The 22,441-nt window shown below is 61.5% G+C and carries 21 protein-coding genes; 13 read left to right on the top strand and 8 right to left on the bottom strand.

Annotated elements, in window-relative coordinates; all coding sequences use genetic code 11:
* Positions 1 to 27 precede the first annotated feature (27 nt).
* Both betA and AC2FNZ_RS13030 read left to right on the top strand, forming a co-directional pair.
* On the top strand, positions 28 to 1,686 hold the full coding sequence (gene betA, locus AC2FNZ_RS13035) for a choline dehydrogenase (RefSeq protein ID WP_093964775.1): 1,659 nt from the start codon (positions 28 to 30) through the stop codon (positions 1,684 to 1,686).
* Between the two features lie 127 nt (positions 1,687 to 1,813).
* Positions 1,814 to 2,053: an HP1242/YdcH family protein gene (locus AC2FNZ_RS13030; protein WP_093964776.1), complete on the top strand. Its 240-nt coding sequence runs from the start codon at positions 1,814 to 1,816 to the stop codon at positions 2,051 to 2,053.
* Positions 2,054 to 2,100: 47 nt separating this feature from the next.
* Here AC2FNZ_RS13030 and AC2FNZ_RS13025 read toward each other — a convergent pair whose 3' ends face one another.
* Positions 2,101 to 3,501, bottom strand: coding sequence for a helix-turn-helix domain-containing protein (locus AC2FNZ_RS13025; protein ID WP_496840897.1), 1,401 nt, complete (start codon positions 3,499 to 3,501; stop codon positions 2,101 to 2,103).
* A 65-nt stretch (positions 3,502 to 3,566) separates the two neighbouring features.
* Entirely contained in the window at positions 3,567 to 4,772 is a 1,206-nt protein-coding gene (locus AC2FNZ_RS13020) for a multidrug effflux MFS transporter (RefSeq protein ID WP_170340193.1), read from the bottom strand.
* Positions 4,773 to 4,944: 172 nt separating this feature from the next.
* On the opposite strand from AC2FNZ_RS13020, the gene AC2FNZ_RS13015 reads away from it, so the two are divergent.
* The 5 genes from AC2FNZ_RS13015 to AC2FNZ_RS12995 all read left to right on the top strand — a co-directional run bounded on the left by AC2FNZ_RS13015 (position 4,945) and on the right by AC2FNZ_RS12995 (position 10,366).
* Positions 4,945 to 6,477, top strand: a complete 1,533-nt coding sequence (locus AC2FNZ_RS13015) for an acyl-CoA carboxylase subunit beta (protein WP_170404584.1) — start codon at positions 4,945 to 4,947, stop codon at positions 6,475 to 6,477.
* Positions 6,478 to 6,547: 70 nt separating this feature from the next.
* Positions 6,548 to 7,033, top strand: a complete 486-nt coding sequence (locus tag AC2FNZ_RS13010) for a DUF6497 family protein (RefSeq protein WP_170420355.1) — start codon at positions 6,548 to 6,550, stop codon at positions 7,031 to 7,033.
* A gap of 127 nt (positions 7,034 to 7,160) precedes the next feature.
* Complete coding sequence (locus AC2FNZ_RS13005; RefSeq protein WP_496833927.1) at positions 7,161 to 7,514, top strand: hypothetical protein; 354 nt, start codon at positions 7,161 to 7,163, stop codon at positions 7,512 to 7,514.
* A gap of 485 nt (positions 7,515 to 7,999) precedes the next feature.
* Positions 8,000 to 8,203, top strand: a complete 204-nt coding sequence (locus tag AC2FNZ_RS13000; protein WP_093964781.1) for a hypothetical protein — start codon at positions 8,000 to 8,002, stop codon at positions 8,201 to 8,203.
* 117 nt (positions 8,204 to 8,320) lie between these two features.
* Entirely contained in the window at positions 8,321 to 10,366 is a 2,046-nt protein-coding gene (locus tag AC2FNZ_RS12995) for an ATP-binding protein (RefSeq protein WP_496840896.1), read from the top strand.
* Positions 10,367 to 10,481: 115 nt separating this feature from the next.
* Here the strand turns inward: AC2FNZ_RS12995 and AC2FNZ_RS12990 are convergent, their stop codons facing one another.
* Complete coding sequence (locus AC2FNZ_RS12990; protein ID WP_170368102.1) at positions 10,482 to 10,919, bottom strand: DUF4174 domain-containing protein; 438 nt, start codon at positions 10,917 to 10,919, stop codon at positions 10,482 to 10,484.
* Positions 10,920 to 11,063: 144 nt separating this feature from the next.
* Between AC2FNZ_RS12990 and scpA the strand changes: the two genes are divergently transcribed.
* The 6 genes from scpA (at position 11,064) to AC2FNZ_RS12960 (ending at position 16,628) form a co-directional block, all read left to right on the top strand.
* Positions 11,064 to 13,229 (top strand): methylmalonyl-CoA mutase, encoded by a 2,166-nt coding sequence (gene scpA / locus AC2FNZ_RS12985; protein ID WP_496840895.1) that lies wholly within the window; start codon positions 11,064 to 11,066, stop codon positions 13,227 to 13,229.
* Positions 13,230 to 13,385: 156 nt separating this feature from the next.
* The gene (locus AC2FNZ_RS12980; RefSeq protein WP_496840894.1) at positions 13,386 to 13,988 is read left to right on the top strand and encodes a VOC family protein; all 603 of its coding nucleotides are present in this window, start codon (positions 13,386 to 13,388) and stop codon (positions 13,986 to 13,988) included.
* Positions 13,985 to 14,473, top strand: coding sequence for a GNAT family N-acetyltransferase (locus AC2FNZ_RS12975; protein ID WP_496840893.1), 489 nt, complete (start codon positions 13,985 to 13,987; stop codon positions 14,471 to 14,473). Before AC2FNZ_RS12980 ends, AC2FNZ_RS12975 begins: the two co-directional genes overlap by 4 nt.
* Before the next feature lie 45 nt (positions 14,474 to 14,518).
* The gene (locus tag AC2FNZ_RS12970; RefSeq protein ID WP_496840892.1) at positions 14,519 to 15,199 is read left to right on the top strand and encodes a TerB family tellurite resistance protein; all 681 of its coding nucleotides are present in this window, start codon (positions 14,519 to 14,521) and stop codon (positions 15,197 to 15,199) included.
* A 4-nt stretch (positions 15,200 to 15,203) separates the two neighbouring features.
* Positions 15,204 to 16,217 (top strand): endonuclease/exonuclease/phosphatase family protein, encoded by a 1,014-nt coding sequence (locus tag AC2FNZ_RS12965; protein WP_496840891.1) that lies wholly within the window; start codon positions 15,204 to 15,206, stop codon positions 16,215 to 16,217.
* A 51-nt stretch (positions 16,218 to 16,268) separates the two neighbouring features.
* Positions 16,269 to 16,628 carry a hypothetical protein gene (locus AC2FNZ_RS12960; RefSeq protein WP_377181938.1) on the top strand — a complete coding sequence of 120 codons (360 nt, stop codon included), beginning with the start codon at positions 16,269 to 16,271 and terminating at the stop codon, positions 16,626 to 16,628.
* 15 nt (positions 16,629 to 16,643) lie between these two features.
* Here AC2FNZ_RS12960 and AC2FNZ_RS12955 read toward each other — a convergent pair whose 3' ends face one another.
* The 5 genes from AC2FNZ_RS12955 to AC2FNZ_RS12935 all read right to left on the bottom strand — a co-directional run bounded on the left by AC2FNZ_RS12955 (position 16,644) and on the right by AC2FNZ_RS12935 (position 22,418).
* Complete coding sequence (locus AC2FNZ_RS12955; protein WP_093964790.1) at positions 16,644 to 18,179, bottom strand: Ppx/GppA family phosphatase; 1,536 nt, start codon at positions 18,177 to 18,179, stop codon at positions 16,644 to 16,646.
* Positions 18,180 to 18,228: 49 nt separating this feature from the next.
* Positions 18,229 to 18,918: an HdaA/DnaA family protein gene (locus AC2FNZ_RS12950; protein ID WP_093964791.1), complete on the bottom strand. Its 690-nt coding sequence runs from the start codon at positions 18,916 to 18,918 to the stop codon at positions 18,229 to 18,231.
* On the bottom strand, positions 18,919 to 19,992 hold the full coding sequence (locus tag AC2FNZ_RS12945) for an AI-2E family transporter (protein WP_170340814.1): 1,074 nt from the start codon (positions 19,990 to 19,992) through the stop codon (positions 18,919 to 18,921). It lies immediately after the preceding gene.
* A gap of 87 nt (positions 19,993 to 20,079) precedes the next feature.
* Entirely contained in the window at positions 20,080 to 21,054 is a 975-nt protein-coding gene (locus AC2FNZ_RS12940; RefSeq protein ID WP_496840890.1) for an isopenicillin N synthase family dioxygenase, read from the bottom strand.
* Complete coding sequence (locus AC2FNZ_RS12935; protein ID WP_496840889.1) at positions 21,054 to 22,418, bottom strand: FAD-dependent oxidoreductase; 1,365 nt, start codon at positions 22,416 to 22,418, stop codon at positions 21,054 to 21,056. The genes AC2FNZ_RS12940 and AC2FNZ_RS12935 overlap by 1 nt, the downstream gene beginning before the upstream one ends.
* Positions 22,419 to 22,441 lie beyond the last annotated feature (23 nt).

The following is a 22,441-nucleotide window of genomic DNA, read 5'->3' as shown; positions in this document are numbered from 1 at the left end:
CCGGTCGGGGCCAATGGAGACACGACCATGGAAGCAGATTTCGTCATCGTCGGCGCCGGATCCGCCGGATGTGCGATGGCCTATCGTCTGAGCGAAGCGGGGGCCTCGGTTTTGGTGATCGAGCATGGCGGCACCGATGCAGGGCCGTTCATCCAGATGCCGGCGGCGCTGAGTTATCCGATGAACATGCCGATCTATGACTGGGGCTATCAGTCCGAGCCCGAACCCCACCTGAACAACCGGCGGCTGGCCTGCCCGCGCGGAAAGGTGATCGGAGGGTCGTCCTCGATCAATGGGATGGTCTATGTGCGCGGCCATGCGCGCGACTTTGACACCTGGGCCGATATGGGCGCGGATGGCTGGTCCTTTGCGGATGTTCTGCCCTATTTCAAACGGATGGAAAGCTGGCACGACGGCGGCCATGGTGGTGACCCCAAATGGCGCGGTACCAACGGCCCGCTGCATGTGTCGCGGGGGCCGCGCAAGAACCCTCTGTTCAAGGCCTTCGTCGAGGCCGGGCGGCAGGCCGGCTACGAGCTGACCGATGACTACAACGGCGAGAAACAGGAAGGCTTCGGCCCGATGGAGCAGACCGTCTGGAAAGGGCGGCGCTGGTCGGCGGCCAATGCCTATCTGAAGCCCGCGCTGAAACGCCCGAACTGCGATATCGTACGGGGCCTTGCCACGCGCGTGGTGATCGAGGAGGGCCGCGCAACCGGGGTCGAACTGATCCGTGGTGGCCGAACGCAGATCGTGCGCGCCCGGCGCGAGGTGGTGCTGGCGGCCTCTTCGATCAACTCGCCCAAGCTTCTGATGTTGTCGGGGATCGGACCCGCCGCGCATCTGGCCGAGCACGGCATCGACGTGGTCGCCGACCGGCCCGGCGTGGGCGCGAACCTGCAGGATCACCTGGAACTGTATATCCAGCAGGCCTCGCTGCAGCCGATCACGCTGTACAAATACTGGAACCTGTTCGGCAAGGGCCTGATCGGGGCGCAGTGGCTGTTCACCAAGACCGGCCTTGGCGCGTCGAACCAGTTTGAAAGCGCGGCGTTCATCCGGTCGAAGCCGGGGGTCGAGTACCCGGATATCCAGTACCACTTCCTGCCCATCGCTGTGCGCTATGACGGCAAGGCCGCAGCCGAGGGGCACGGCTTCCAGGCGCATGTGGGGCCGATGCGCTCCCCCTCGCGCGGGGCTGTGACGCTGCGCTCTGCCAAGCCCGAGGACGCGCCGGTGATCCGCTTCAACTACATGAGTACCGAGCAGGACTGGGAGGATTTCCGCACCTGCATCCGCCTGACCCGTGAGATTTTCGGCCAGGACGCGTTCAAGCCCTATGCGGGCAAGGAGATCCAGCCCGGCGCTGACGTGCAGACCGACGAAGAACTGAACGGGTTCATCGCCGAACATGCCGAGAGCGCCTATCATCCCTGCGGCACCTGCCGGATGGGGCGGGCGGACGACCCGAACGCGGTCGTCGACCCGCAGGGCCGAGTCATCGGGGTGGATGGGCTGCGCGTGGCGGACAGCTCGGTGTTCCCGCAGATCACCAACGGCAACCTGAACGCGCCGTCGATCATGGTGGGCGAAAAGATGTCGGATCATTTGCTGGGCAAAGACCCGCTGCCCGGGGCCAATGGCCGACCATGGATTCACCCCAAATGGGCTGAGGCACAGCGTTGAAGGCATTGCCGGGGGGGGGAACGCGACCGCGAAGGAAACATTCCCCTTTCAATTGATCCGAGTCAAAGTCAGCTTTGGTATTAGGGTCTAGCTGTAGTGCGAAACCAAACTGAAGGAGCGAGCAGGAATGTCCCATACCCCGCATGAACTGGCCGAGGAATTCCCGGACAAGGTTGAACTGATGAGCCAGCTCAAGCAGACCGATGCCCATTTCGCCCGGCTTGCGGACGAATATCACGAACTCAACCGTATGGTGCATCGGGCGGAAACCAATGTTGAGCCGATGGAAGACCTGGCCGAGGGCGAACTGCGCAAAAAGCGGGCCGCGCTCAAGGATCAGATCTGGTCGATCCTGAGCAAAGCGTGAACCAAAAAAGGGGGCAGGATCTGATCCTGCCCTTTCCGTTTTTCAGCTCAGTTGACTTCGTAGGGCAGCGTGCCGCGCGTATGGGCGTCGATCTTCAGTCGGCGCTCCAGCGGTGGCACGGACCGTTGGTGGCAGGTCTGGCGTTCGCAGATGCGGCAGGAAATCCCGATCGGTTCGTAGGCGCTGGTGTTGTTGATGTCCAGATTGTCGGCATAGACCAGTGCTTCGGCGTGCCGGACCTCGCACCCGAGGGCGATGGCATAGCGGCGCACTGGCGCACCGAAGGACCCGCCAGACTTTGAAACGTCGCGCGCGATCGAGATATACCGAACCCCGTCGGGTGTTTCCGCCAATTGCAGCAGGAAATGACCAGGCGTTTCAAAGGCCCGGTGCACGTTCCAAAGCGGGCAGGCCCCGCCGAACCGCGCAAATTGCAGCCGCGTGGCCGAATGGCGTTTGGTGATCGTGCCCGCCTGATCGACCCGCACAAAGAAGAACGGGATGCCCTTGGCGCCCGGTCGCTGCAGCGTGGACAACCGGTGGGCGACTTGTTCGATCGAAGCTCCGAACCGGTTGCTCAGCAGTTCAAGATCGTGCCGGTCCTCCTGGGCCGCTGACAGAAAGGCGGTGTAGGGCATCAGGGACGCGCCAGCGAAATAGTTTGCGAGGCCGATCTTGGCGATCGAGCGGGCTTCGTCGCTTTGAAACTTGGCAAAGTCCAGCGTGGCCTCGAGCAGTTTGTCCTGGCTGATCAGCGCGACCTGCAGCAGCAGTTGAAACACTTGGGTCTGCGGCGCAGCGCGCGAGGACAGTCGCAAAGTTTTTGCAGCGTTGTCATAGCTGCGCAGGGCCGGAATGTCTTCGAACATCACCTGAACCCCGCGTTCCTTCAGGCTGTCCAGTGCTGCCTGTCGGATGCCTCCCGGTCCTTCGGCGCGGGCGGCGAACCGCTCAGCGGCCCGGTCGACCGCGTCGATGTAGTTGTCGCAGTAGTGAAAGAAATCGCGCACCTCTTCCCACGGGCTGGCCTGGATGCGGGCATCCTCGCGTCCGAGGGCCTCGTCCAGCGAGGCGAGTCTTTCGTGGGTCTGACGGTAGGCTTTGTGCAGCTCGATGAAGGACCGCGCTAATGCGGGGGCATTGGACGCCGTTAGCCGCAGGTCCGCCAGAGGGGGGATGGCATCCGCGAAGACAGGATCGGCCAGCGCCTCGCGCATGTCCGAGACCAGACGCTCGCTATCGCCGGTGCTCAGCTCGGTTACATCCATGCCGAATTCCTGCGCCAGCGCCAGAACAACCGTGGTCGAGATCGGCCGGTTGTTGTTCTCCATCTGGTTCAGATAGGGCAGGGAAACACCCAGCTTGGCGGCAAATTCCTTTTGCGTCAGCGTCAGACGCGTCCGCATTTCGCGCAGCTTTGCACCTGCGTAGAGTTTCTGAGTGGCCATCGGGTTTTCTTTGCAGTTATTCCGCCTGCGCAGGCTAACTTTGCAAAGTGCCTTGTGCAAGGTGGCTAGATGCCGAGTTGACGTTCCCGCCAGATCACGCTGCTGATCGCGACGATGGCCAGAACCGATGTGGCCAACATCAACCACAACAGCGGCATGGCGCCGGTTTCATTGGTCAGCATCGCACCGGCCAGGGCGCTGAGAGCTGCGCCGCCGCCCAGCATGATCGCGCCGCTTAGCCCGGATGCGGTCGCAGCCAGATGTGGTCGCACGGACAGCGATCCGGCGGTTGCATTCGGGATCGACATACCGTTGCCCAAGCCGACGAATGTCATGAACCCGAAAAAGCTGAGCGCCGAGCCCCAACCCGCCAGAAACAGAACCGCGGACAACGCGACGCCGATTGCGTTCAGCCAGCAGCCCCAGCGCACCATCCGGTTGACGCCATAACGCACCGAGTACCGGCCGCTGATGAAGTTTCCGAAGAAGTAACCGACGGCAGGGGCGCCGAAATAGATTCCGACTTCGGCGGCGGTTAGGCCAAAGATCTCGGTGCCGATGAAAGGCGCGCCACCCAGATAGGCGAAGAACGCGCCAGACGACAACGCGGATGACAGCGAATACCCCCAGAACCGCGGAGAGGTCAGCAGCTCTGGATACTCTCGAAACTGTTGGATCAGGGTTTTGCCGCTCTTGGCCGAGGTTTCTCCGAAGTCATGATAGGTCAGCGCCAGCGCGAAGGCGGCCAGTCCGAAAGGCAGCCAGAAATTGGCCTTCCAGCCAAAGCTTTCCTCCAGAATACCCCCGATGGCCGGTCCGATCATCGGCACGACGGCCATGCCCATGGTGACATAACCGATCATGGATGCGGCCTGATCCTGGTCATACATGTCGCGCACCGCTGCGCGGCTGAGGACGATCCCCACGACGATAACGGCCTGCCCCATGCGAAAGGCAAGAAATGTCTCGACGTTGGGGGCGTAGATGCACCCCAGCGTTGCCAGCAGAAACAGCACCAGCCCCCACAGCAACACCGGCCGCCGCCCGGCCTTGTCGGCGATCGGACCGATCAGAATCTGCAGAACGGCGTTGATCAGCAGATACAACGCAATCGAAAGCTGCATGACCTTGTAGTCGGCCTCAAAATAGGCTGCCATGAAAGGCAGGCTGGGAAGGAACAGGTTCATGCTGAGCGCCGACAGTCCCGACAGCAGGACAAGCGTTAGCAGCTTGGGTGGAGAGCGGTGCGTAGACGTGGAACTGAACTGCATGGTTCACTCATAATTCCGGTATTCGGGAAAGGCCATGCCGATGCACAAACATTAACTGATTTGCAATTCTCAGAAATGTAATTGCCAAAAATTTGCAAATTTGCCGAAAAGGCCTTTGGGTGATGCGGAGCAATCTATATTGTCGCCACAAATTTGACAGGGGAAAATCGTGATGAAGGACATCCTTGCCGAGCTTGAGAACCGCCGTGAGGACGCGCGCCTGGGTGGCGGGCAAAAACGGATCGATGCGCAGCATGCGCGGGGCAAGCTGACGGCGCGCGAGCGGATCGAACTGCTGGTCGATGAGGGCAGCTTTGAAGAGTTCGACATGTTCGTGAGCCATCGCTGCACCGATTTCGGCATGGAAAAACAGAAACCTGCTGGCGACGGTGTCGTGACCGGATGGGGCACGATCAATGGCCGCATGGTTTATGTGTTCAGCCAGGACTTTACCGTGTTTGGCGGCTCTCTGTCGGAAACCCATGCACAGAAGATCTGCAAGATCATGGATATGGCCATGCAGAACGGCGCGCCTGTAATCGGCATCAACGACTCGGGTGGTGCGCGAATCCAGGAAGGTGTCGCCTCGCTGGCGGGCTATGCCGAGGTGTTCCAGCGCAACATCATGGCCTCGGGTGTGGTGCCGCAGATTTCGGTGATCATGGGCCCGTGTGCCGGTGGCGCAGTCTACAGCCCGGCGATGACCGACTTCATCTTCATGGTCAAAGACACCTCGTACATGTTCGTGACTGGCCCGGATGTTGTGAAGACCGTCACCAACGAGGTCGTCACCGCCGAGGAGCTGGGCGGTGCGTCGACCCATACCAAGAAGTCCAGCGTGGCCGACGGTGCCTTCGAAAACGATGTCGAGGCGCTGGCCGAGGTGCGGCGGCTGGTCGACTTCCTGCCGCTCAACAACCGGGAAAAGCCGCCCGTGCGCCCGTTCTTTGACGAGCCGGGGCGGATCGAGACTTCTCTGGACACGCTGGTCCCGGAAAACCCCAACACCCCCTACGACATGAAGGAACTGATCACCAAGGTAGCCGATGAGGGTGATTTCTATGAAATCCAGGAGGATTTCGCGAAGAACATCATCACTGGCTTCATCCGACTTGAGGGGCAGACCGTCGGCGTGGTGGCAAACCAGCCGATGGTTCTGGCGGGGTGTCTGGACATTGACAGCAGCCGCAAGGCCGCACGGTTTGTACGGTTCTGCGACTGTTTTGAGATTCCGATCCTGACCCTGGTGGACGTTCCCGGCTTTTTGCCCGGCACCAGCCAGGAATATGGCGGTGTCATCAAACATGGCGCCAAACTGTTGTTTGCCTATGGCGAAGCGACTGTGCCCAAGGTGACCGTGATCACCCGCAAGGCTTACGGCGGCGCCTATGACGTCATGGCGTCAAAGCACCTGCGCGGTGATTTCAACTATGCCTGGCCAACCGCCGAAATCGCGGTGATGGGCGCGAAGGGTGCAACCGAAATCATCCACCGCGCCGATCTGGGAGACCCGGACAAGATCGCGAAGCACACTCAGGACTATGAGGATCGGTTCGCCAACCCGTTTGTCGCCGCCGAACGCGGCTTCATCGACGAGGTGATCATGCCGCACTCGACGCGCCGCCGTGTGTCGCGGGCCTTTGCCAGCCTGCGCAACAAGCAGCTGAAGAACCCTTGGAAGAAACACGACAACATTCCGCTGTAATCCGCCGGGGCGCTTTGCCCCGGTTCGATCCACGAATGTTCCCGATTGACCGCTGACACAAAACCGTTTCATGATCCCAGCCACCAGATACGGAACAGCGCAGGAGATGATCCTGGCGCCTGCGACCCCGGAAGGAGGAGCCTGCCTATGGCGGGTCCGGGGTCGCGCTCTTGTTCTGGCTTTCATGTGTTTTGGATCGCCCGGTATCGCGCAGGACGGGAACCTGTTGCCGGTTCCATCCGGCCAGCCGGTGACACTTGAGGATGTTCTGGTCGATACCAACCCGGGCGAACTCTGGCTGCGGTTTCGGTTTGTCGCGCCCAAGATCGGCGATGAGGTGGGCGGTATCGGCTATGACGTGGCCGCGACCGACATGGAGCACCTGTGTCAGACTCTGGCCATTCCTTATGTTGAGCACCATCAACTCAGCCCGGCGCGGGTCGTGATCTCGCTGTCCGACCGCCCGGTGGAATTCGGCAACTCGTCTCCGGACGCGACGCAGTATTTTGAAGCCTACCGGTTGGACCAATCCGCATGTATCTGGGAGGGACTCTGAACATGATTTCCCGATCTCATGTCGTCGGAGCATTCCGAGAAACTGATGCGGCTTTGGAGATACGCATGACACATTCATCCCTGCGCGGGTGCCCGTCGCGGACCGGTTTTTTGAACGAGGTGCCAGCATGTTGAAGCACCGTGGATTCCCGGGACGGCTGCCGGGAACCGATTTCCAGTTCACGATCCGCCGGGCCAACCCCAAGGGCGTGACGCCATTGACCCGCCGTGAACGCTATCGGGACCGAAAAGCCGCGGACAAGCGTGCCGATACGGCATTCCTCGAAGCTTTGTGGGAGCATTTCGGGGATCAGCCTTTTGAACGCGGAAATTTGGACGCTGGCCGCCTCAGCTGGCTGTTTGGGCGCGAGGTCGTGCCGGCCGAGGATCCGTTCGATCCGGCCAGCTATGATGCGTGGCTGATGATCGACGTTGAGACCGCGCGGCAATCCTTCCCCGATATCTTCGGTGAGGAGGCATAGTTCGGCATGAGCCTTCAGCCAAATATCATGGGTTCATCTGCTTGGAGCGCGATCCGGCGGCGACCGGATATGCGGTCCAGTCGGCGCCCAGTGATGGCTGAAGTCTGTGCCGGAACCCGTTGCAAACCGGGCTCTTTCGGCACGAACCTGCGCGCCGTTTCCGGGAATGGGCAATTTCCAGCCGGAATTTCCGGCCGTGCAATTGATCCGTTGGCGGCCGCATTTTTGCTGTGCAAGGTGAACGGGCCGTGCGGCTCGACTTTGCCTGCGTCGCACATGCACCTACTATTCCGTACCCCTTCCTTCCGCGGGCAGGACCGTGTTTCCAACACAGACCTGCCCGCGCTTTTCTTTGCCCGAACTGCGGACCCAAGGCGGCAAAAACCTGCGCAAAGCCGTGTTTCACCCCGTTTGATATTGAATAACAAAGCCCGGTTCAGGCATTTGCTGTTCAATTCGACAAGAAACCAAAAGGGGCAGTATACATGCGAATCTCACGAGTTTTCCTTGCGCTCGCAACCTGTGGCGGGTTGGCAGCCTGCGGTGATTCAACCGGCGAACAGGCGCTGCTTGGCGGCGGTGTCGGGGCTGTCGGAGCTGCGGTTCTCAGCGCGGACCCGATCCTTGGGGCTGCGGTCGGCGCAGCCGGCAACGTGCTATATTGCAAGACGCAAAACAACTGTAACTGATACCGGTTTTCCGGGGCGCGCGCCGTCCCGGTCATCACTTGACGGAACGCCGTTGCGGGGCATCAGCCCGGCAGCGGCGTTCTCGTTTGTCCAGAACACAAAGACAGAGGACGTTCCATGTTCAACAAGATCCTGATCGCCAACCGAGGCGAGATTGCCTGCCGGGTCATCAAGACCGCTCGGAAAATGGGAATCGGTACTGTCGCCATCTACTCGGATGCCGACAAGCACGCGTTGCATGTGGAAATGGCCGACGAGGCTGTTCACATCGGCCCCCCGCCGGCGAACCAGTCCTATATCGTGATCGACAAGGTGATGGACGCCATCCGCCAGACGGGCGCGCAGGCGGTGCATCCGGGCTATGGCTTCCTGTCCGAAAACGCGAAATTCGCCGAAGCGCTTGAGGCCGAAGGCGTCGTGTTCGTGGGCCCCCCGAAAGGGGCGATCGAAGCCATGGGTGACAAGATCACCTCGAAGAAGATCGCGCAGGAGGCCGATGTCAGCACCGTTCCCGGATACATGGGCCTGATCGAGGATGCGGACGAGGCGGTGAAGATCAGCCAGCAGATCGGCTATCCGGTGATGATCAAGGCCAGCGCCGGCGGGGGCGGCAAAGGCATGCGCATCGCCTGGAACGACGAGGAGGCGCGCGAGGGTTTTCAAAGCTCGAAGAACGAGGCAGCGAATTCGTTCGGGGATGACCGGATCTTCATCGAGAAATTCGTGACGCAACCGCGCCACATCGAGATTCAGGTTCTGTGCGACACGCATGGCAACGGCATCTACCTGGGCGAGCGGGAATGCTCGATCCAGCGCCGCAACCAGAAAGTGGTGGAAGAGGCCCCGTCGCCCTTCCTCGACGAGGCGACCCGCCGCGCGATGGGCGAACAGGCCGTGGCGCTGGCCAAGGCCGTGGGCTATGCCAGCGCGGGCACGGTGGAATTCATCGTGGATGGCGACAAGAATTTCTACTTCCTGGAAATGAACACCCGCCTCCAGGTGGAACACCCGGTGACCGAGCTGATCACCGGTGTCGATCTGGTCGAACAGATGATCCGCGTCGCCGCAGGCGAGCCGCTGTCGATCACCCAGGACGACGTAAAGCTGACCGGCTGGGCGATCGAGAACCGGCTGTATGCCGAGGATCCTTATCGCAACTTCCTGCCCTCAATCGGGCGGCTGACCCGCTATCGTCCGCCGCAGGAGGTGGCCGCGGGGCCGCTGCTGGAAAACGGCAAATGGCAGGGCGATGCGCCTAGTGGCGAGACAGCCGTGCGCAACGATACCGGCGTCTATGAAGGCGGCGAGATCAGCATGTACTACGACCCGATGATCGCCAAGCTGTGCACCTGGGCGCCGACCCGCGAACAGGCGATCGAAGCGATGCGCGTGGCGCTGGACAGTTTCGAGGTCGAAGGCATCGGCCACAACCTGCCGTTCCTGTCGGCGGTGATGGATCATCCGAAATTCGTCAGTGGTGATATGACCACCGCCTTCATCGCCGAGGAATATCCCGATGGGTTCAACGGTGTCGAACTGCCCGAAGGCGACCTGCGCCGCATCGCAGCCTCGTGCGCGGCGATGCACAGGGTGGCCGAGATCCGCCGCACCCGTGTGTCGGGCCGGATGGACAATCACGAGCGAAAAGTCGGCAAGCGTTGGGTGGTCACGCTGCAGGGGCAGGAATATGCGGTGCAGGTGAACGCAGACCGCGACGGTGCCACGGTCAAGTTCGAGGACGGATCCGCCCTGCGCGTCAGCTCGGACTGGACGCCAGGTGACCAGTTGGCTGTTCTGGACGTGGTCGGCAGCCCGCTTGTGCTGAAGGTCGGCAAGATCTCGGGCGGGTTCCGCATCCGTAACCGGGGGGCGGATATGAAGGTGCATGTGCGCCGGCCGCGCGCTGCCGAACTGGCCAAGCTGATGCCCGAGAAACTCCCCCCAGACACCTCGAAGATGCTGCTGTGCCCGATGCCGGGTCTGATCGTGAAGATCGATGTCGAGGTCGGCCAAGAGGTGCAGGAAGGTCAGGCGCTGTGCACGGTCGAGGCGATGAAGATGGAGAACATCCTGCGTGCCGAGCGCCGAGGCGTTGTCTCCAAGATCAACGCCGGTCCGGGCGACAGCCTCGCCGTCGATGACGTGATCATGGAGTTCGAATAACGCCCATGTGCGCTTGCTCGGAAAATGTGAGTTTTGCCCGTGTTGCCGCCATCTGCACCGTCGGTGCAGATGATGCGGGCGTAGCAGACCCCCTCCGCCGGGCGGATTGCGGTCGTCAGCGCCGCTCGCGGACTTCGCGCTCGCGCAGGGGGGTCTTGTCGATGGACCGGCTGATCTCGCGCACGCTCCACGGCGTGGGTTTGCGCAGTTTCACCACCCCGTCCTTGTCGACGAAGACCATCGCGAACCCGCGCGGGCGCAGTTGCGTCCGGATCGGGGAGCGCGCCGAAGGGTCGGTGTCGGTCAGAACGATGACGTCCCGGTCACGCATCATGTCTTCGCCCTCCAGCAACATGTCGATCTGCTGTTGGAACCTGGGGTCGGCTGGCGTATCGGCGAACACTACTATGGGGCGGTGTGTCCACAGAAACTCGTTCAGATCGCTGTCTCCGGCTGGCCGGATATACGCGGTTTCATCCGGGGCCGCACCGTCGGCGGCGACGGCGGCCACAGGCAAAAAAGCTGACAAAACAAGGGCAAGCGTGCGGGTCATGTGGTCTCCTGTTCCTTTGAATATAGACCCAGTTGCCGCGAATGCGACCGCCGAAATGCGTGCGACTATCAAAAAAATGAATGATCGGATCTGCCGTGCGTCTGGTCGGCCCCTTCATACACATACCCAGCCCCTCGGCGTGCCATGCGGGCCCGCGACGGGAACAGACAAGAGGATTACGCTATGACCAACACGAAGGATTGGCGCGCCCTGGCCGAAAAGGAGCTGCGTGGGCGCCCTGTCGAAGACCTCTCCAAGACGACGCTGGAGGGGATCGAGGTCAAGCCGCTGTACACGCAGGACGACATCGAGAACCTGCCGCATATTGGGTCGTTGCCCGGCTTCGGGCCGTTCACACGCGGTGTGAAGGCAACCATGTATGCAGGGCGTCCGTGGACCATCCGCCAGTATGCGGGGTTTTCCACGGCTGAAGAATCGAATGCCTTCTACCGCCGCAACCTCGCGGCCGGTCAGCAGGGCGTTTCGGTCGCGTTCGATCTGGCCACGCACCGCGGCTATGACAGCGACCACCCGCGCGTGGTGGGTGATGTGGGTAAGGCCGGTGTGGCCATCGACAGCGTCGAGGACATGAAGATCCTGTTCGACGGCATCCCGCTGGATCAGGTCTCGGTCTCGATGACGATGAACGGTGCGGTGATTCCGATTCTGGCCAATTTCATCGTAACCGGCGAAGAGCAGGGCCACGACAAGTCGGTTCTGGCGGGCACCATTCAGAACGACATTCTGAAAGAGTTCATGGTGCGCAACACCTATATCTACCCGCCCGATCCTTCCATGCGGATCATCTCGGACATCATCGAATATACCTCGAACGAGATGCCCAAGTTCAACTCGATCTCGATCTCGGGCTACCACATGCAAGAGGCCGGGGCGAACCTGGTGCAGGAACTGGCCTATACCCTGGCCGACGGGCGCGAATATGTGCGCGCAGCCATCGACGCGGGAATGGACGTGGACAAGTTCGCTGGACGTCTGTCGTTCTTCTTTGCCATAGGCATGAACTTTTTCATGGAGATCGCCAAGCTGCGCGCCGCGCGTACGCTGTGGCACCGGGTGATGACCGAATTCGGGGCCAAGTCGGACCGCTCGAAGATGCTGCGCACCCACTGCCAGACTTCGGGCGTGTCGTTGCAGGAACAGGACCCCTACAACAACGTGATCCGCACGGCATATGAGGCAATGAGCGCGGTGCTGGGCGGTACACAGTCGCTGCATACCAACGCGCTGGACGAGGCGATTGCTCTGCCCACCGATTTCTCGGCCCGCATTGCCCGGAATACACAGTTGGTATTGCAGGAAGAAACCGGCGTTACCGATGTGGTCGATCCGTTGGCTGGCTCCTACTATGTGGAAAGCCTGACCAATGAGCTGGTCGAAAAAGCCTGGGCCCTGATGGAAGAGGTCGAGGAAATGGGCGGCATGACCAAGGCGGTTGCCAGCGGCATGCCCAAGCTGCGGATTGAGGAAAGCGCCGCGCGCCGTCAGGCCATGATCGACCGTGGCGAAGAAGTTATCGTTGGCGTCAACAAATACCGCAAGGAAAAGGAAGACCCGATCGAAATCCTCGAGGTCGACAACCAGGCCGTCCGCGAGGCGCAGATCGCCCGGCTGGAGCGCATCCGCGCGACCCGGGACGAGGCATCCTGTCAGGCTGCGTTGGACGAACTGACCCGGCGCGCGAAAGAGGGGGGCAACCTGCTGGAAGCCGCCGTCGAGGCCGCGCGTGCTCGCGCAACCGTAGGAGAGATCAGCATGGCAATGGAAAAGGAATTCGGCCGTCATCGGGCCGAAGTGAAAACGCTGGCTGGTGTCTATGGCGCAGCTTACGAAGGTGACGAGGGCTTTGCCGCCATCCAGAAATCGATCGAGGAATTCGCCGAGGAAGAGGGCCGCCGCCCGCGTCTTCTGGTGGTGAAGATGGGTCAGGACGGCCACGACCGCGGGGCCAAGGTGATCGCCACCGCCTTCGCCGACATCGGTTTCGACGTGGACGTCGGCCCGCTGTTCCAGACCCCGGCCGAGGCCGCGCAGGACGCGATCGACAACGACGTGCATGTTGTTGGCATTTCCAGCCAGGCGGCGGGCCACAAGACGCTGGCACCGCAACTGGTGGAAGAACTGAAGAAAGCCGGAGCCGAGGATATCATCGTGATTTGCGGTGGCGTCATCCCCCAGCAGGATTATCAGTTCCTGTACGATCATGGGGTCAAGGCCATCTTCGGGCCGGGGACCAACATCCCCGAGGCGGCGCAGGATATTCTGCGCCTGATCCGCGAGGTGCGCGCCTGAACTGTGACTTTGGGGGGCCTTCTGTCCCCTTGTGCGCGATGCCTGCAGCCTCGGGCATCGCTCGCTGGGATGTTTGGTGTCAGATGAAGAGCCCAAGTCAGGCTTTTCATGGTATCCGATGGCATGAGGTCGGTTTTGGACGCTGGAGGCGCAATTATGGAGCTTGATCATCTGGCGGTGGCCGCGTCGACCTTGGACGAGGCGGTCGCGCATGTAGAGCAGGCCTTGGGTATTCCGATGGTGCCCGGTGGCAAACATGGAAAATTCGGCACCTACAACAAGCTTTTGGGTCTGGACGAGGGCCTGTATCTTGAAGCGATCGCAATTGACCCGGACGCCGCCGATCCTGGGCGGCCACGTTGGTTTGATCTTGATCGTTTCTCGGGGCCGCCGAGGCTCAGCAACTGGGTCTGTCAGGTTTCGGATCTGCAGGCCTATGTCGATGGATTCTCAATCGACATAGGCGATATCCATGACCTTGATCGTGGTGCCTTGCGGTGGAAGATGGCGGTGCCGGGATCGGGGCGCTTGCCGTTCGACAACCTGTTTCCCGCCTTGATTCAATGGCAAGGTGACTTGCATCCGGCTGGCATGCTGCGGAGCAGTGGCTGCCACCTGCGGCGGCTGGTGGTCTATCACCCGGATGCGCTGGATTTGGCGCAATTGCTCGGCCCGCTCGACAAGGTTGTTTTCGATTCCGGGCCCGCAGCTCTACGGGCTGAATTTGAAACGCCGCACGGACCGCGGGTGCTGGAATGATCATTCGCCCGGCTCGGCCCCGGGATGCGGCTCAAATTGCAGAGATCACCAATACGATCATCCGCGGGACGCTGATCACGTTTACCACGACCGAGCGAAGCCCCGAAGAAATCGCGCGGGATATCGACGAGCGAGGGCTAGCGTTCCAAGTTGCCGAACTTGACGGCCGTGTCGTGGGATATGCGACTTACGGCAGTTTTCGCTCGGGTCCCGGATATGCGCACAGCCGGGAACACACCATCCTGCTGGCTCCTGAAGGCCGGGGGCGGGGCACGGGTCGCGCGCTGATCCGAGCCTTGGAGGAGGTAGCGCGATCGCAAGGCGTGCATGTTCTGGTCGCTGGAATCTCGGCCGAGAACCCGGGCGCGATTGCCTTTCATGCGGCGGTCGGTTTCCAGACGGTCGGCCGAATGCCGGAAGTTGGTCGTAAATGGGGGCGTTGGCTGGATCTTGTGCTGATGCAGAAAATTCTGGCTTCAGAATGAATGGTCGCACCTGACAGTCCGTACTCGGCGCGCTAGTGTGCGCCCATGTCGATCTGGTCCCGCATATCCGAAGCGCTGAGTGCGCTTGCCAAAGGTGAAAGCCTGACGGCCGTTTTTGAGAAGCTGCGCACGCCGCCCGAACGCTCGGTGGCCTTCGCGATTGCTGTCATCGCTTTGGGCGCAAAGATGGCCAAGGCGGACGGGCAGGTGACCCGCGACGAGGTGACCGCGTTTCGCGAGGTGTTTCGCATTCCGCCGGCGGAAGAGGCCGGCGCGGCGCGCGTGTTCAACATGGCCCGGACGGATGTGGCCGGGTATCAGGAATACGCACGCAAGATCGCGCGCATGTTTGCCGAAGACAGCACCACCCTGTGCGACCTCATGGAGGGGCTGTTTCATATCGCCATGGCGGACGGCTTCTATCACCCCAACGAAAACGAGTTTCTGGAGGATGTGGCGCGGATTTTCGGCCAGACAGATGCACAGTTCAAAGCCCTGCGTGCGCGCTTCGTTCCAGATGCGCCCAAGGATCCTTACACCGTTCTGGGCGTGACCCCTGACACTCCGCTACCCGAGATCCGAAAAATCTGGCGCAGGCTTGTACGTGATACACATCCCGATGCGATGATGGCCCGGGGTGTTCCCGAAGAAGCAATTCGCCTTGCCGAGAAAAAGATGATCGACATCAACCGCGCCTGGGATGAAATCAACGGCGCGCGGGTCTGAGACGATGCGTCTGGCGACCTACAATATCGAGTGGTTCGCCAATTTGTTCGACCGCAATGATGAACTGGTTGTCGATGACAGCTGGTCGGGGCGGCACAATGTCACCAAGGCTCAGCAGATCGAGGCCATTGCGACGGTGCTGACGGCCGTTGACGCCGACGCCATGCTGATCGTCGAGGCGCCGAATACGGGCAAATCGCAAAACACAGTGCGCGCCTTGCAGCATTTCGCCGAGACGTTCGATCTGCGTACATCCAATGCGATCATGGGTTTCGCCAACGATACGCATCAGGAGCTGGCGCTCTTGTATGATCCCGAGGCCCTGACCGCCCGGCACGACCCGAAAGGAGAGCAAGATGGCGGCCACGACCCCGATTATCTTCCACGCTTTGACCGCGAGTTTCGGATCGATCTGGACATTGACGCGACCGAGGATCTGGTGCGGTTTTCAAAACCACCCATGGAACTGGCGGTCCGCACCCGGGCCGGGTTCGAGTTCCGGTTGATCGGTGCACATCTGAAGTCCAAGGCTCCGCACGGAGCCCAATCACGCGACGAAGCCTTGCGCATCTCAATCGCCAACCGCCGCAAGCAGTTGGCTCAGGCCGTCTGGCTGTCGCGCCGTGTGCGCGCGCACATAGCCGCTGCTGAACCGGTGATCTTGCTGGGAGACTTGAATGACGGGCCGGGATTGGATGAATTCGAACATCTTTTCGGGCGGTCATCGGTGGAAATCCTTCTGGAAACCGGCCTGTACGATCCGCATCCCGCACAGGCACTTCGACCTCGGCCGGGTTGGATCCCATCGACCGCGCGCTTTGCCCGCCCGAAGGAAGGCCAATATCTTGAGGCGCTGCTGGACTACATCATGATCAGCGAGGATCTGAGGGTCCGCAATCCGGTCTGGCGCATTTGGCACCCGTTCCGGGACGAGCACTGCTGGACGGTGCCGGAATTGCGCGATGCCCTGGTTACGGCATCAGATCATTTTCCGGTGACGCTGGACATCGACATCTGACCCTTTCAACAACTGATCCCGCCCCTTATATTTCAGGTCATGAGACGATTGATGCTGATAGGTGCCACGGCCCTTATTGCCGCGCCGGCCGCGGCCCAGGACGAAGGCGGTAAGTCCCTGATGGAGCAGGGGGCCGAACTGTTCTTCGAGGGCTTGCGAAAGGAAATGGAGCCCGCCCTTGAGGACCTTCTGGGGCTTGCCGAGCAATTCGGCCCGGCCATGCAGTCCTTTATCGAGGAGATGGGCCCGGCCCTTGCCGAGATCGGCGGCAAGGTCAAGGATTGGAGCGCCTATGAGGCGCCCGAGATGCTGCCCAATGGCGACATTATCATCCGCAGGAAACCGGACGTTCCCGACCAGCCCGACGAGGTTGCCCCCAAAGAGGACGACGAAGGCGCAACGGATATCTAATCGTCCAGATCAGCCCTAGATTTTAACGATCGGGCGTGATTTCAGCGCGTTCGCCAGTGACTCGAACCTTGCCTCGGCCACTTCGTTGAACAAGGGGCTGAGCGATTTGGGCAGATAAAACTCGAGTTCGCGTTTCTTGGGGTAGAACCGCAACTTTCCGGTGGCCGCGTCGTTCTGCATCCAGAGCATTGCGCCAAAACGCATGGCCTTTCCCAGAATCTCGGCCTGCTTCTGGTCGCGCTCGTCCAGCAGTTCGTACAGAGGGGCGAACCGGTTGCCCTCTCGCTTGTTCCGGTACCGATGCTGCAGGGCAAGTCCAATGAACACACGTTCCGAGTGTTTCAAGCCGCCCAGGTTGGCGCGAGTCACATTGTCGAAGCAGACCTCGGCCCGATAATCGGGGTGGGCGCGCCAGCTGACATCGTGCAGCAGGCAGGCCGCCTTGATCAGCCGAACTCGGGCCGGAGGGGCGGACCGGAACAGTGGCATCACGAAATCATAAAGATGCGGTCCGAAACCGGGCAGGCGAGCGTCCTTTTGTTCCGAGAACCGGCAGGCCTCGATCAAAGGGTCGCAATCCCGCAGAATCTGGGGCATCTGCTCGTACAGCAGGCCCTCGCGGATACCATAGCTGGATATTGCGATGTCTTTGGGTTTGAAGGTGCGGATCAGCCGCGACAGCACGTCCATGGCGTAGGGAATCAGGGCCATCCGCGAGCTTGAGACCCCGGCCTGAGAGCGCAGGTGTTCGTGGTCGCTCTTTTCGATGAACTTGATCGTTTCGCGCACCTGCTTGGTGGTCATGCGGTATTCGTGCAGCACGTTCAGCGGATATCCGCGGCGCAGCATGTCCAACCTTGCAAAGGCTCGCCAGCTTCCGCCGACCAGGAACAGTCGGTCGCGCTGCGGCCCCATCTGGTCACGCAGCGCCTCGAGTGTTTCCTTGATGTGGGCCTTGCGGGCGCGGCGTCCGCCCTTGATATCCCGGAGTTTAAGCGGCCCCAGAGACGAGGACACGCACCGTCCGACCGATCCGCCGCCGATCTCTGCCAGCTCCATGGACGAACCGCCGATGTCGCAGATCAGGCCGTAGGCGCCGGGCCAGCCCAGCAGGACACCCTGTGCCGACAATCGGGCCTCTTCCTCGCCGTCGATGACCGAGATATGCAGCCCTGTCTCGGCCAGAACCTCCTGACAGAACTCCGGACCGTCTTCCGCCTCGCGCACGGCGGCGGTGGCCACAACGTGCAGTCCGGGAAGGCCGAGATCGCGGGACAGGTGTTCAAAGCGCCGCAGCGCCGCCAGCGCACGTACGCGACCGCGCGGGTTCAGCCTGCCGGTTTCCGACAGCCCGGCGCCAAGCTCGCACATGACTTTTTCGTTGTAGAAATATGCGGGAGACCGGGCCGCGCCGTCAAAGATAACCATCCGGACCGAGTTCGACCCGACATCCACCACGCCAACGCGCGAGAGATCGCGGATTCCCGGATGGTCGAACAGCGGTTTTCCGAATGGTCCCCAGTCCGGGATCCTTGCAGCGCTCTGTTCCATGATCTCCCCAACGTTGCCTCGCGCAGGATGCGAAATCGGACCTCACGGGTCAATCACCGGAAACCGCCGTGTCGATTTCGTTGTTCAGAACGCGCACGGCCAAGGTCCGTGTGATCTCGCGTTTTTCGGCCAGAGCGACCTGATCCAGTTGGGCCACCACGTCGGCTGCGGTTTCAAACCGGCGATCCATGTGCTTGACGAGGTAGGCGATGACGTCCGGCCCCGGGTTCAACTGTCGGTCGACGAACAGCTTGGCCAGAACCGCGCACAGCAAGGCATCATCGGGCGGATCAAGCGCCACATGATGGGCACCCTCGACCCGGCTTTGCAGATCGGCTAGCGGAAGTTCCCAGTATTTGGGAGCAAGGCGCCCGGTCATCAGCAAGGCATGCCCCTCGGCCAGAACCAGATTGTGCAGGTGAAACAGGGTTTTCTGCTGTTCGATATCCCCGGCGATCATGGGGATGTCCTCGACCGCCACGGGACCTTGCGCAAGTGCGGGAACATCTTCGTGTTTCAGATCAGCGGCCTGCACGATACGCCCGCCTGTCTCGGCTGCCCAGACATGCGCAAGATGGGTTTTACCTGATCCGGCCGGGCCGCTCAGGACCAGCTTATTGCCCGGCCATGAATTGGCCGAAATCATCGCGACGGCCAACGCATTCGCGGGGGATACGAAGAAATCCTCGCGCCCCAGCGCCGTCATCGCCGGAAGATCAAAGCTCAGCTGTTTGGCCATTCACTCGCTTTCCGGATCCAGCTCGTCACGCCCCGTGTACAGGCGGCTTGTCAGATATTGCGAAGTTCCGAAACGTGCAAGCACGCCCAAGGCCGCAGCGACCGGAACGGCGATCAGCATGCCGACAAACCCGAACAGCGCGCCAAAGACGGACAAGGCCAGAAGCAACCAGACCGGGTGAAGCCCGACCGAGTCACCAACCAGCTTGGGGGTCAGGAAATTGCCTTCGACGACCTGGCCGATGGCGAATATCCCGGCCACCAGCCCGATCGAAGCCCAGTCACCCCAGAATTGGAACAGCGCCAGGCCGATAGCCAGCGTGCCGCCGATCAATGCGCCCAGATAGGGAATGAAGGTGACCAACCCGGCGATGAAACCGACCACCAGGCCGAATTGTAGGCCGACGATCATCAAGGCAACTGCATAGTAGGTGCCCAGGATAAGGCAAACCGTACCCATGCCGCGCACGAACGAGGCAAGCACAGCGTCAATATCGGCCGCCAGTTTGCGGATCGTCGGCGCATGGTCCCGGGGCAGCAGATCGTTGATCCGGGCGATCATCCGGTCCCAATCCAACAAAAGGTAGACGGCCACGACGGGAACAATCACCAGAAGGACCACGATGTTCACCGCTGACCCGACCGAGGCCATGACCGTTTCGAGGATGTCGCCTGTTTTGCCCTTCAGCGTGTCGCCCATTGAAAGAAGGAACTGGTGGGTGTTCGATTCCCGATCCAGCAGCGACGGGAATTGCCGCTCGACGAAGGCTCGCAATTCCTGGAACAGGCTGGGCAGTACGTCCACCAGATCGATCAGCTGAGTGATTAGGGCCGGAACCACCATCAGGATCATCAAGGCAAAGGCAAGAATGCTGAAGACGGTAATGATCGCCGTCGCAGCCGCGCGGGAAAGCCCCATGTTCTCCAGCCGATCGGCTACGGGATCCAGGAAATAAGCCACTGCGCCGCCGATCACGAATGGCAGAAGAACGTCGCCCAGCAGCCACAACAGCAATATGAATATCGCAGCGGCGATGCCCCAATATCTGAATTGATCCCGAACCGGCAACGCCATCGCGGCCTCCTGACTGCGTCGTTGCCCTTGTTCTTGGCTGATGAAGGCCCGCGATGCAAGCGGTTCATGGATCAGTGTTTTTGTGTCTCAGTCGTGCAGAGTGCCCAGTTCCGGCGTGTCTTCGGCGGCGGTCTCGTCGGACCAGTTGGTGCGCCAGATCTCGGCGGACCAGTGACCGCAATGCACAGACGGGCGGTCAAATCCCGGCAGCGGCGGCAGCAGCGGAGAAACCACAACGTCGTGCCGTGGTACCGCGAAATAGGGAAAGGAGTAGCGCTCCTTTCCGGATCGGTTGACCACGCGGTGCGGGGTCGATTTCAGGCGCCCGCCGGACCAGAGCTCGAGCATGTCCCCGATGTTGACGACAAACCCACCGTTCGGGCAGTCGGGAGTGATCCAGCCGCCGTCCCGCGTCTGGACCTCCAGCCCACCCACCGGGTCGGGAGCGATGATGGTCAACGCGTCAGTGTCCTTGTGGGGGTGGATGCCATAGCCGCCTTCTTCCGGGGCCTGCGGCGGGTAGTGCAGCAAAGTCATGTTGGTCAAAGGGTCGCAGAACGCATCCCGCAGGCTGTCCGAAGGCAGCTCCAGCCCGGTCTCCAACGCGCCCAGCAAGCTGTCGGCCACCTGATCCAATCGCGCCCAGTATTCAAGGATGATGCCCTGCGCATCCGGTACCTCTGCGGGCCAGAGGTTGGGTCCGTACAGCGCGCAATCCCGGCGGATGGGCGCATCCTCGGCCACTTCGTGGTGCAGCTTGTAGCCCTCGTACTTGTCCGCATGTCCCGACCCGTCATTGGGCGTGAAGAACCCCATCGGGATATATCCGCGATAGTTCTCGCGGGTGATCGCCTGCTGCCATTTGCTGGCTTCGTCCACGTCGAAAACAGCGCGAACGCAAGCCCGGACCCGCTCGACCAGCTCTGACGGGATGCCGGTGCCGGTGATCGAAAGGAAACCTATCCTGGTGCACGCATCCATGACCTGCTGAACGGTTTTTCCGTGATCAGGGTGGTTCTCCTGCATCAAAGGCGCAATGTCGATCGTCGGGATGCGCTCCATCAGTGGATCCTCACGCCCTGTCTGTCCAATTCGGAATGAACCGGGGTCAGGTTCAATTCGGACAGCTCCTGATTGCTTTTCAGTGCGATGGCGGCCGCGATGCCGGCCCCTTGGCCCATCACCGCGCAGCAGGCCATGTTGCGTGTCGCCGCGTGGGCGATGCGGTCGGCCCCGTGAGACCGGCCAGCCACAAGCAGCCCACGCACCCCCTCGGGCAGCATCGAACGGTAGGGCACCTGCATGTAGCGCCCGGTGGTGGGCAGGATCAGGACGCCGTAACCGTCGATGAACTCGGGGTAGATCCCGATCGTGTCCTCGAACCGGCCCTGATGGCGCACGTCGTCTTCGGTCATGTTGTAGACCGCGTCGATCTTGCGGGTGTCACGGATGCCGATGGTCATGCCGAAGTTGCGCAGCCGTGCGTTTTCGCATCCGGGCATGAACCGGCGCAGAGCGTCAATCGCCAGCATGGTCTGGCGGCGGCCCTCGATCTCGCCCCTGGTCAGGCTGTCCGGGTCTGTTCCGTCGATCCCGGCCAAGTGGATCAGGTTCATGTAGGTCAGCTCGCCCGTGTCATGCATTGCGCCCCAGGTGCCCGCTATGGTGTTGAGATGCGCCGGGATCAGGCCTTGGTCGATGGCCTGCTGGAACGGCTTGTAGACGAAGGGCGAAAACATGTCGTCCTCTTTGCCGCTGGTTTCGATGTTCCATTCGCCGCCGCCGCCCCAGTCCTTGTAGGTCTGCGGGTCGGCCTTTACGCCCTCCATGAAGGCGCGCTTGTCGACCCCGGCCAGGTGAAACATGACCGAGGCCGCCATCATCTGTTCCGGCTCGGTCTTGTGGGTCGGGGCGCCGGCACGGTGGGCCACGTCGGCATCGCCGGTGGCGTCGATCACGATACGGGCAAGGATCGCCTCGCGCCCCGCCTTCGACTCGGTGATCACACCGGTGATCCGGTCGCCGTCCATGATTGGGGCCACGAACTGGCGATGCAGCATCGGGCGGACACCGGCCTCTTCCACCAACCGGTCAGCCACCAGCTTGAACCCCTCACTGTCCAACTCGTAGCTGAGCGATTGGCTTTCCGGGACCGCCGCGCCCATCTCCTTGGCGCGTTGCTCGAACTCCCATCCGATGCCGCCGGCCTCGATGGTCTTGTCGTGCCGGTACCAGGCAAAGCCCTCGACCCCGACGGCGGTGATATTGCCGCCCATGCAGCCGAAACGGTCCAGCAGAGCGACCTCGGCCCCGGCGCGCGCGGCCGCAAGCGCAGCGGCCAGCCCTGCCGGGCCAGAGCCCACCACCAGTACGTCAGTCTTGTGCACCACGGGGATGTCTCGGGCGGGTTCGCGGATGGTCTGCATCGGGGCCTCGTCTTCAGAAGTTT

Source organism: Ruegeria sp. SAZA006 (assembly GCF_059613465.1).
The sequence above is the reverse complement of the archived record's forward strand: the minus strand, read 5'-3'. Positions and strand labels throughout refer to the sequence as shown.

Bases quoted from the DNA above. Each gene is read 5' to 3' on its own strand.
- betA (WP_093964775.1), top strand. From the start codon at position 28: ATGGAAGCAGATTTCGTCATCGTCGGCGCCGGATCCGCCGGATGTGCG.
- AC2FNZ_RS13030 (WP_093964776.1), top strand. From the start codon at position 1,814: ATGTCCCATACCCCGCATGAACTGGCCGAGGAATTCCCGGACAAGGTT.
- AC2FNZ_RS13025 (WP_496840897.1), bottom strand. From the start codon at position 3,501: ATGGCCACTCAGAAACTCTACGCAGGTGCAAAGCTGCGCGAAATGCGG.
- AC2FNZ_RS13020 (WP_170340193.1), bottom strand. From the start codon at position 4,772: ATGCAGTTCAGTTCCACGTCTACGCACCGCTCTCCACCCAAGCTGCTA.
- AC2FNZ_RS13015 (WP_170404584.1), top strand. From the start codon at position 4,945: ATGAAGGACATCCTTGCCGAGCTTGAGAACCGCCGTGAGGACGCGCGC.
- AC2FNZ_RS13010 (WP_170420355.1), top strand. From the start codon at position 6,548: ATGATCCCAGCCACCAGATACGGAACAGCGCAGGAGATGATCCTGGCG.
- AC2FNZ_RS13005 (WP_496833927.1), top strand. From the start codon at position 7,161: ATGTTGAAGCACCGTGGATTCCCGGGACGGCTGCCGGGAACCGATTTC.
- AC2FNZ_RS13000 (WP_093964781.1), top strand. From the start codon at position 8,000: ATGCGAATCTCACGAGTTTTCCTTGCGCTCGCAACCTGTGGCGGGTTG.
- AC2FNZ_RS12995 (WP_496840896.1), top strand. From the start codon at position 8,321: ATGTTCAACAAGATCCTGATCGCCAACCGAGGCGAGATTGCCTGCCGG.
- AC2FNZ_RS12990 (WP_170368102.1), bottom strand. From the start codon at position 10,919: ATGACCCGCACGCTTGCCCTTGTTTTGTCAGCTTTTTTGCCTGTGGCC.
- scpA (WP_496840895.1), top strand. From the start codon at position 11,064: ATGCGGGCCCGCGACGGGAACAGACAAGAGGATTACGCTATGACCAAC.
- AC2FNZ_RS12980 (WP_496840894.1), top strand. From the start codon at position 13,386: ATGGAGCTTGATCATCTGGCGGTGGCCGCGTCGACCTTGGACGAGGCG.
- AC2FNZ_RS12975 (WP_496840893.1), top strand. From the start codon at position 13,985: ATGATCATTCGCCCGGCTCGGCCCCGGGATGCGGCTCAAATTGCAGAG.
- AC2FNZ_RS12970 (WP_496840892.1), top strand. From the start codon at position 14,519: ATGTCGATCTGGTCCCGCATATCCGAAGCGCTGAGTGCGCTTGCCAAA.
- AC2FNZ_RS12965 (WP_496840891.1), top strand. From the start codon at position 15,204: ATGCGTCTGGCGACCTACAATATCGAGTGGTTCGCCAATTTGTTCGAC.
- AC2FNZ_RS12960 (WP_377181938.1), top strand. From the start codon at position 16,269: ATGCTGATAGGTGCCACGGCCCTTATTGCCGCGCCGGCCGCGGCCCAG.
- AC2FNZ_RS12955 (WP_093964790.1), bottom strand. From the start codon at position 18,179: ATGGAACAGAGCGCTGCAAGGATCCCGGACTGGGGACCATTCGGAAAA.
- AC2FNZ_RS12950 (WP_093964791.1), bottom strand. From the start codon at position 18,918: ATGGCCAAACAGCTGAGCTTTGATCTTCCGGCGATGACGGCGCTGGGG.
- AC2FNZ_RS12945 (WP_170340814.1), bottom strand. From the start codon at position 19,992: ATGGCGTTGCCGGTTCGGGATCAATTCAGATATTGGGGCATCGCCGCT.
- AC2FNZ_RS12940 (WP_496840890.1), bottom strand. From the start codon at position 21,054: ATGGAGCGCATCCCGACGATCGACATTGCGCCTTTGATGCAGGAGAAC.
- AC2FNZ_RS12935 (WP_496840889.1), bottom strand. From the start codon at position 22,418: ATGCAGACCATCCGCGAACCCGCCCGAGACATCCCCGTGGTGCACAAG.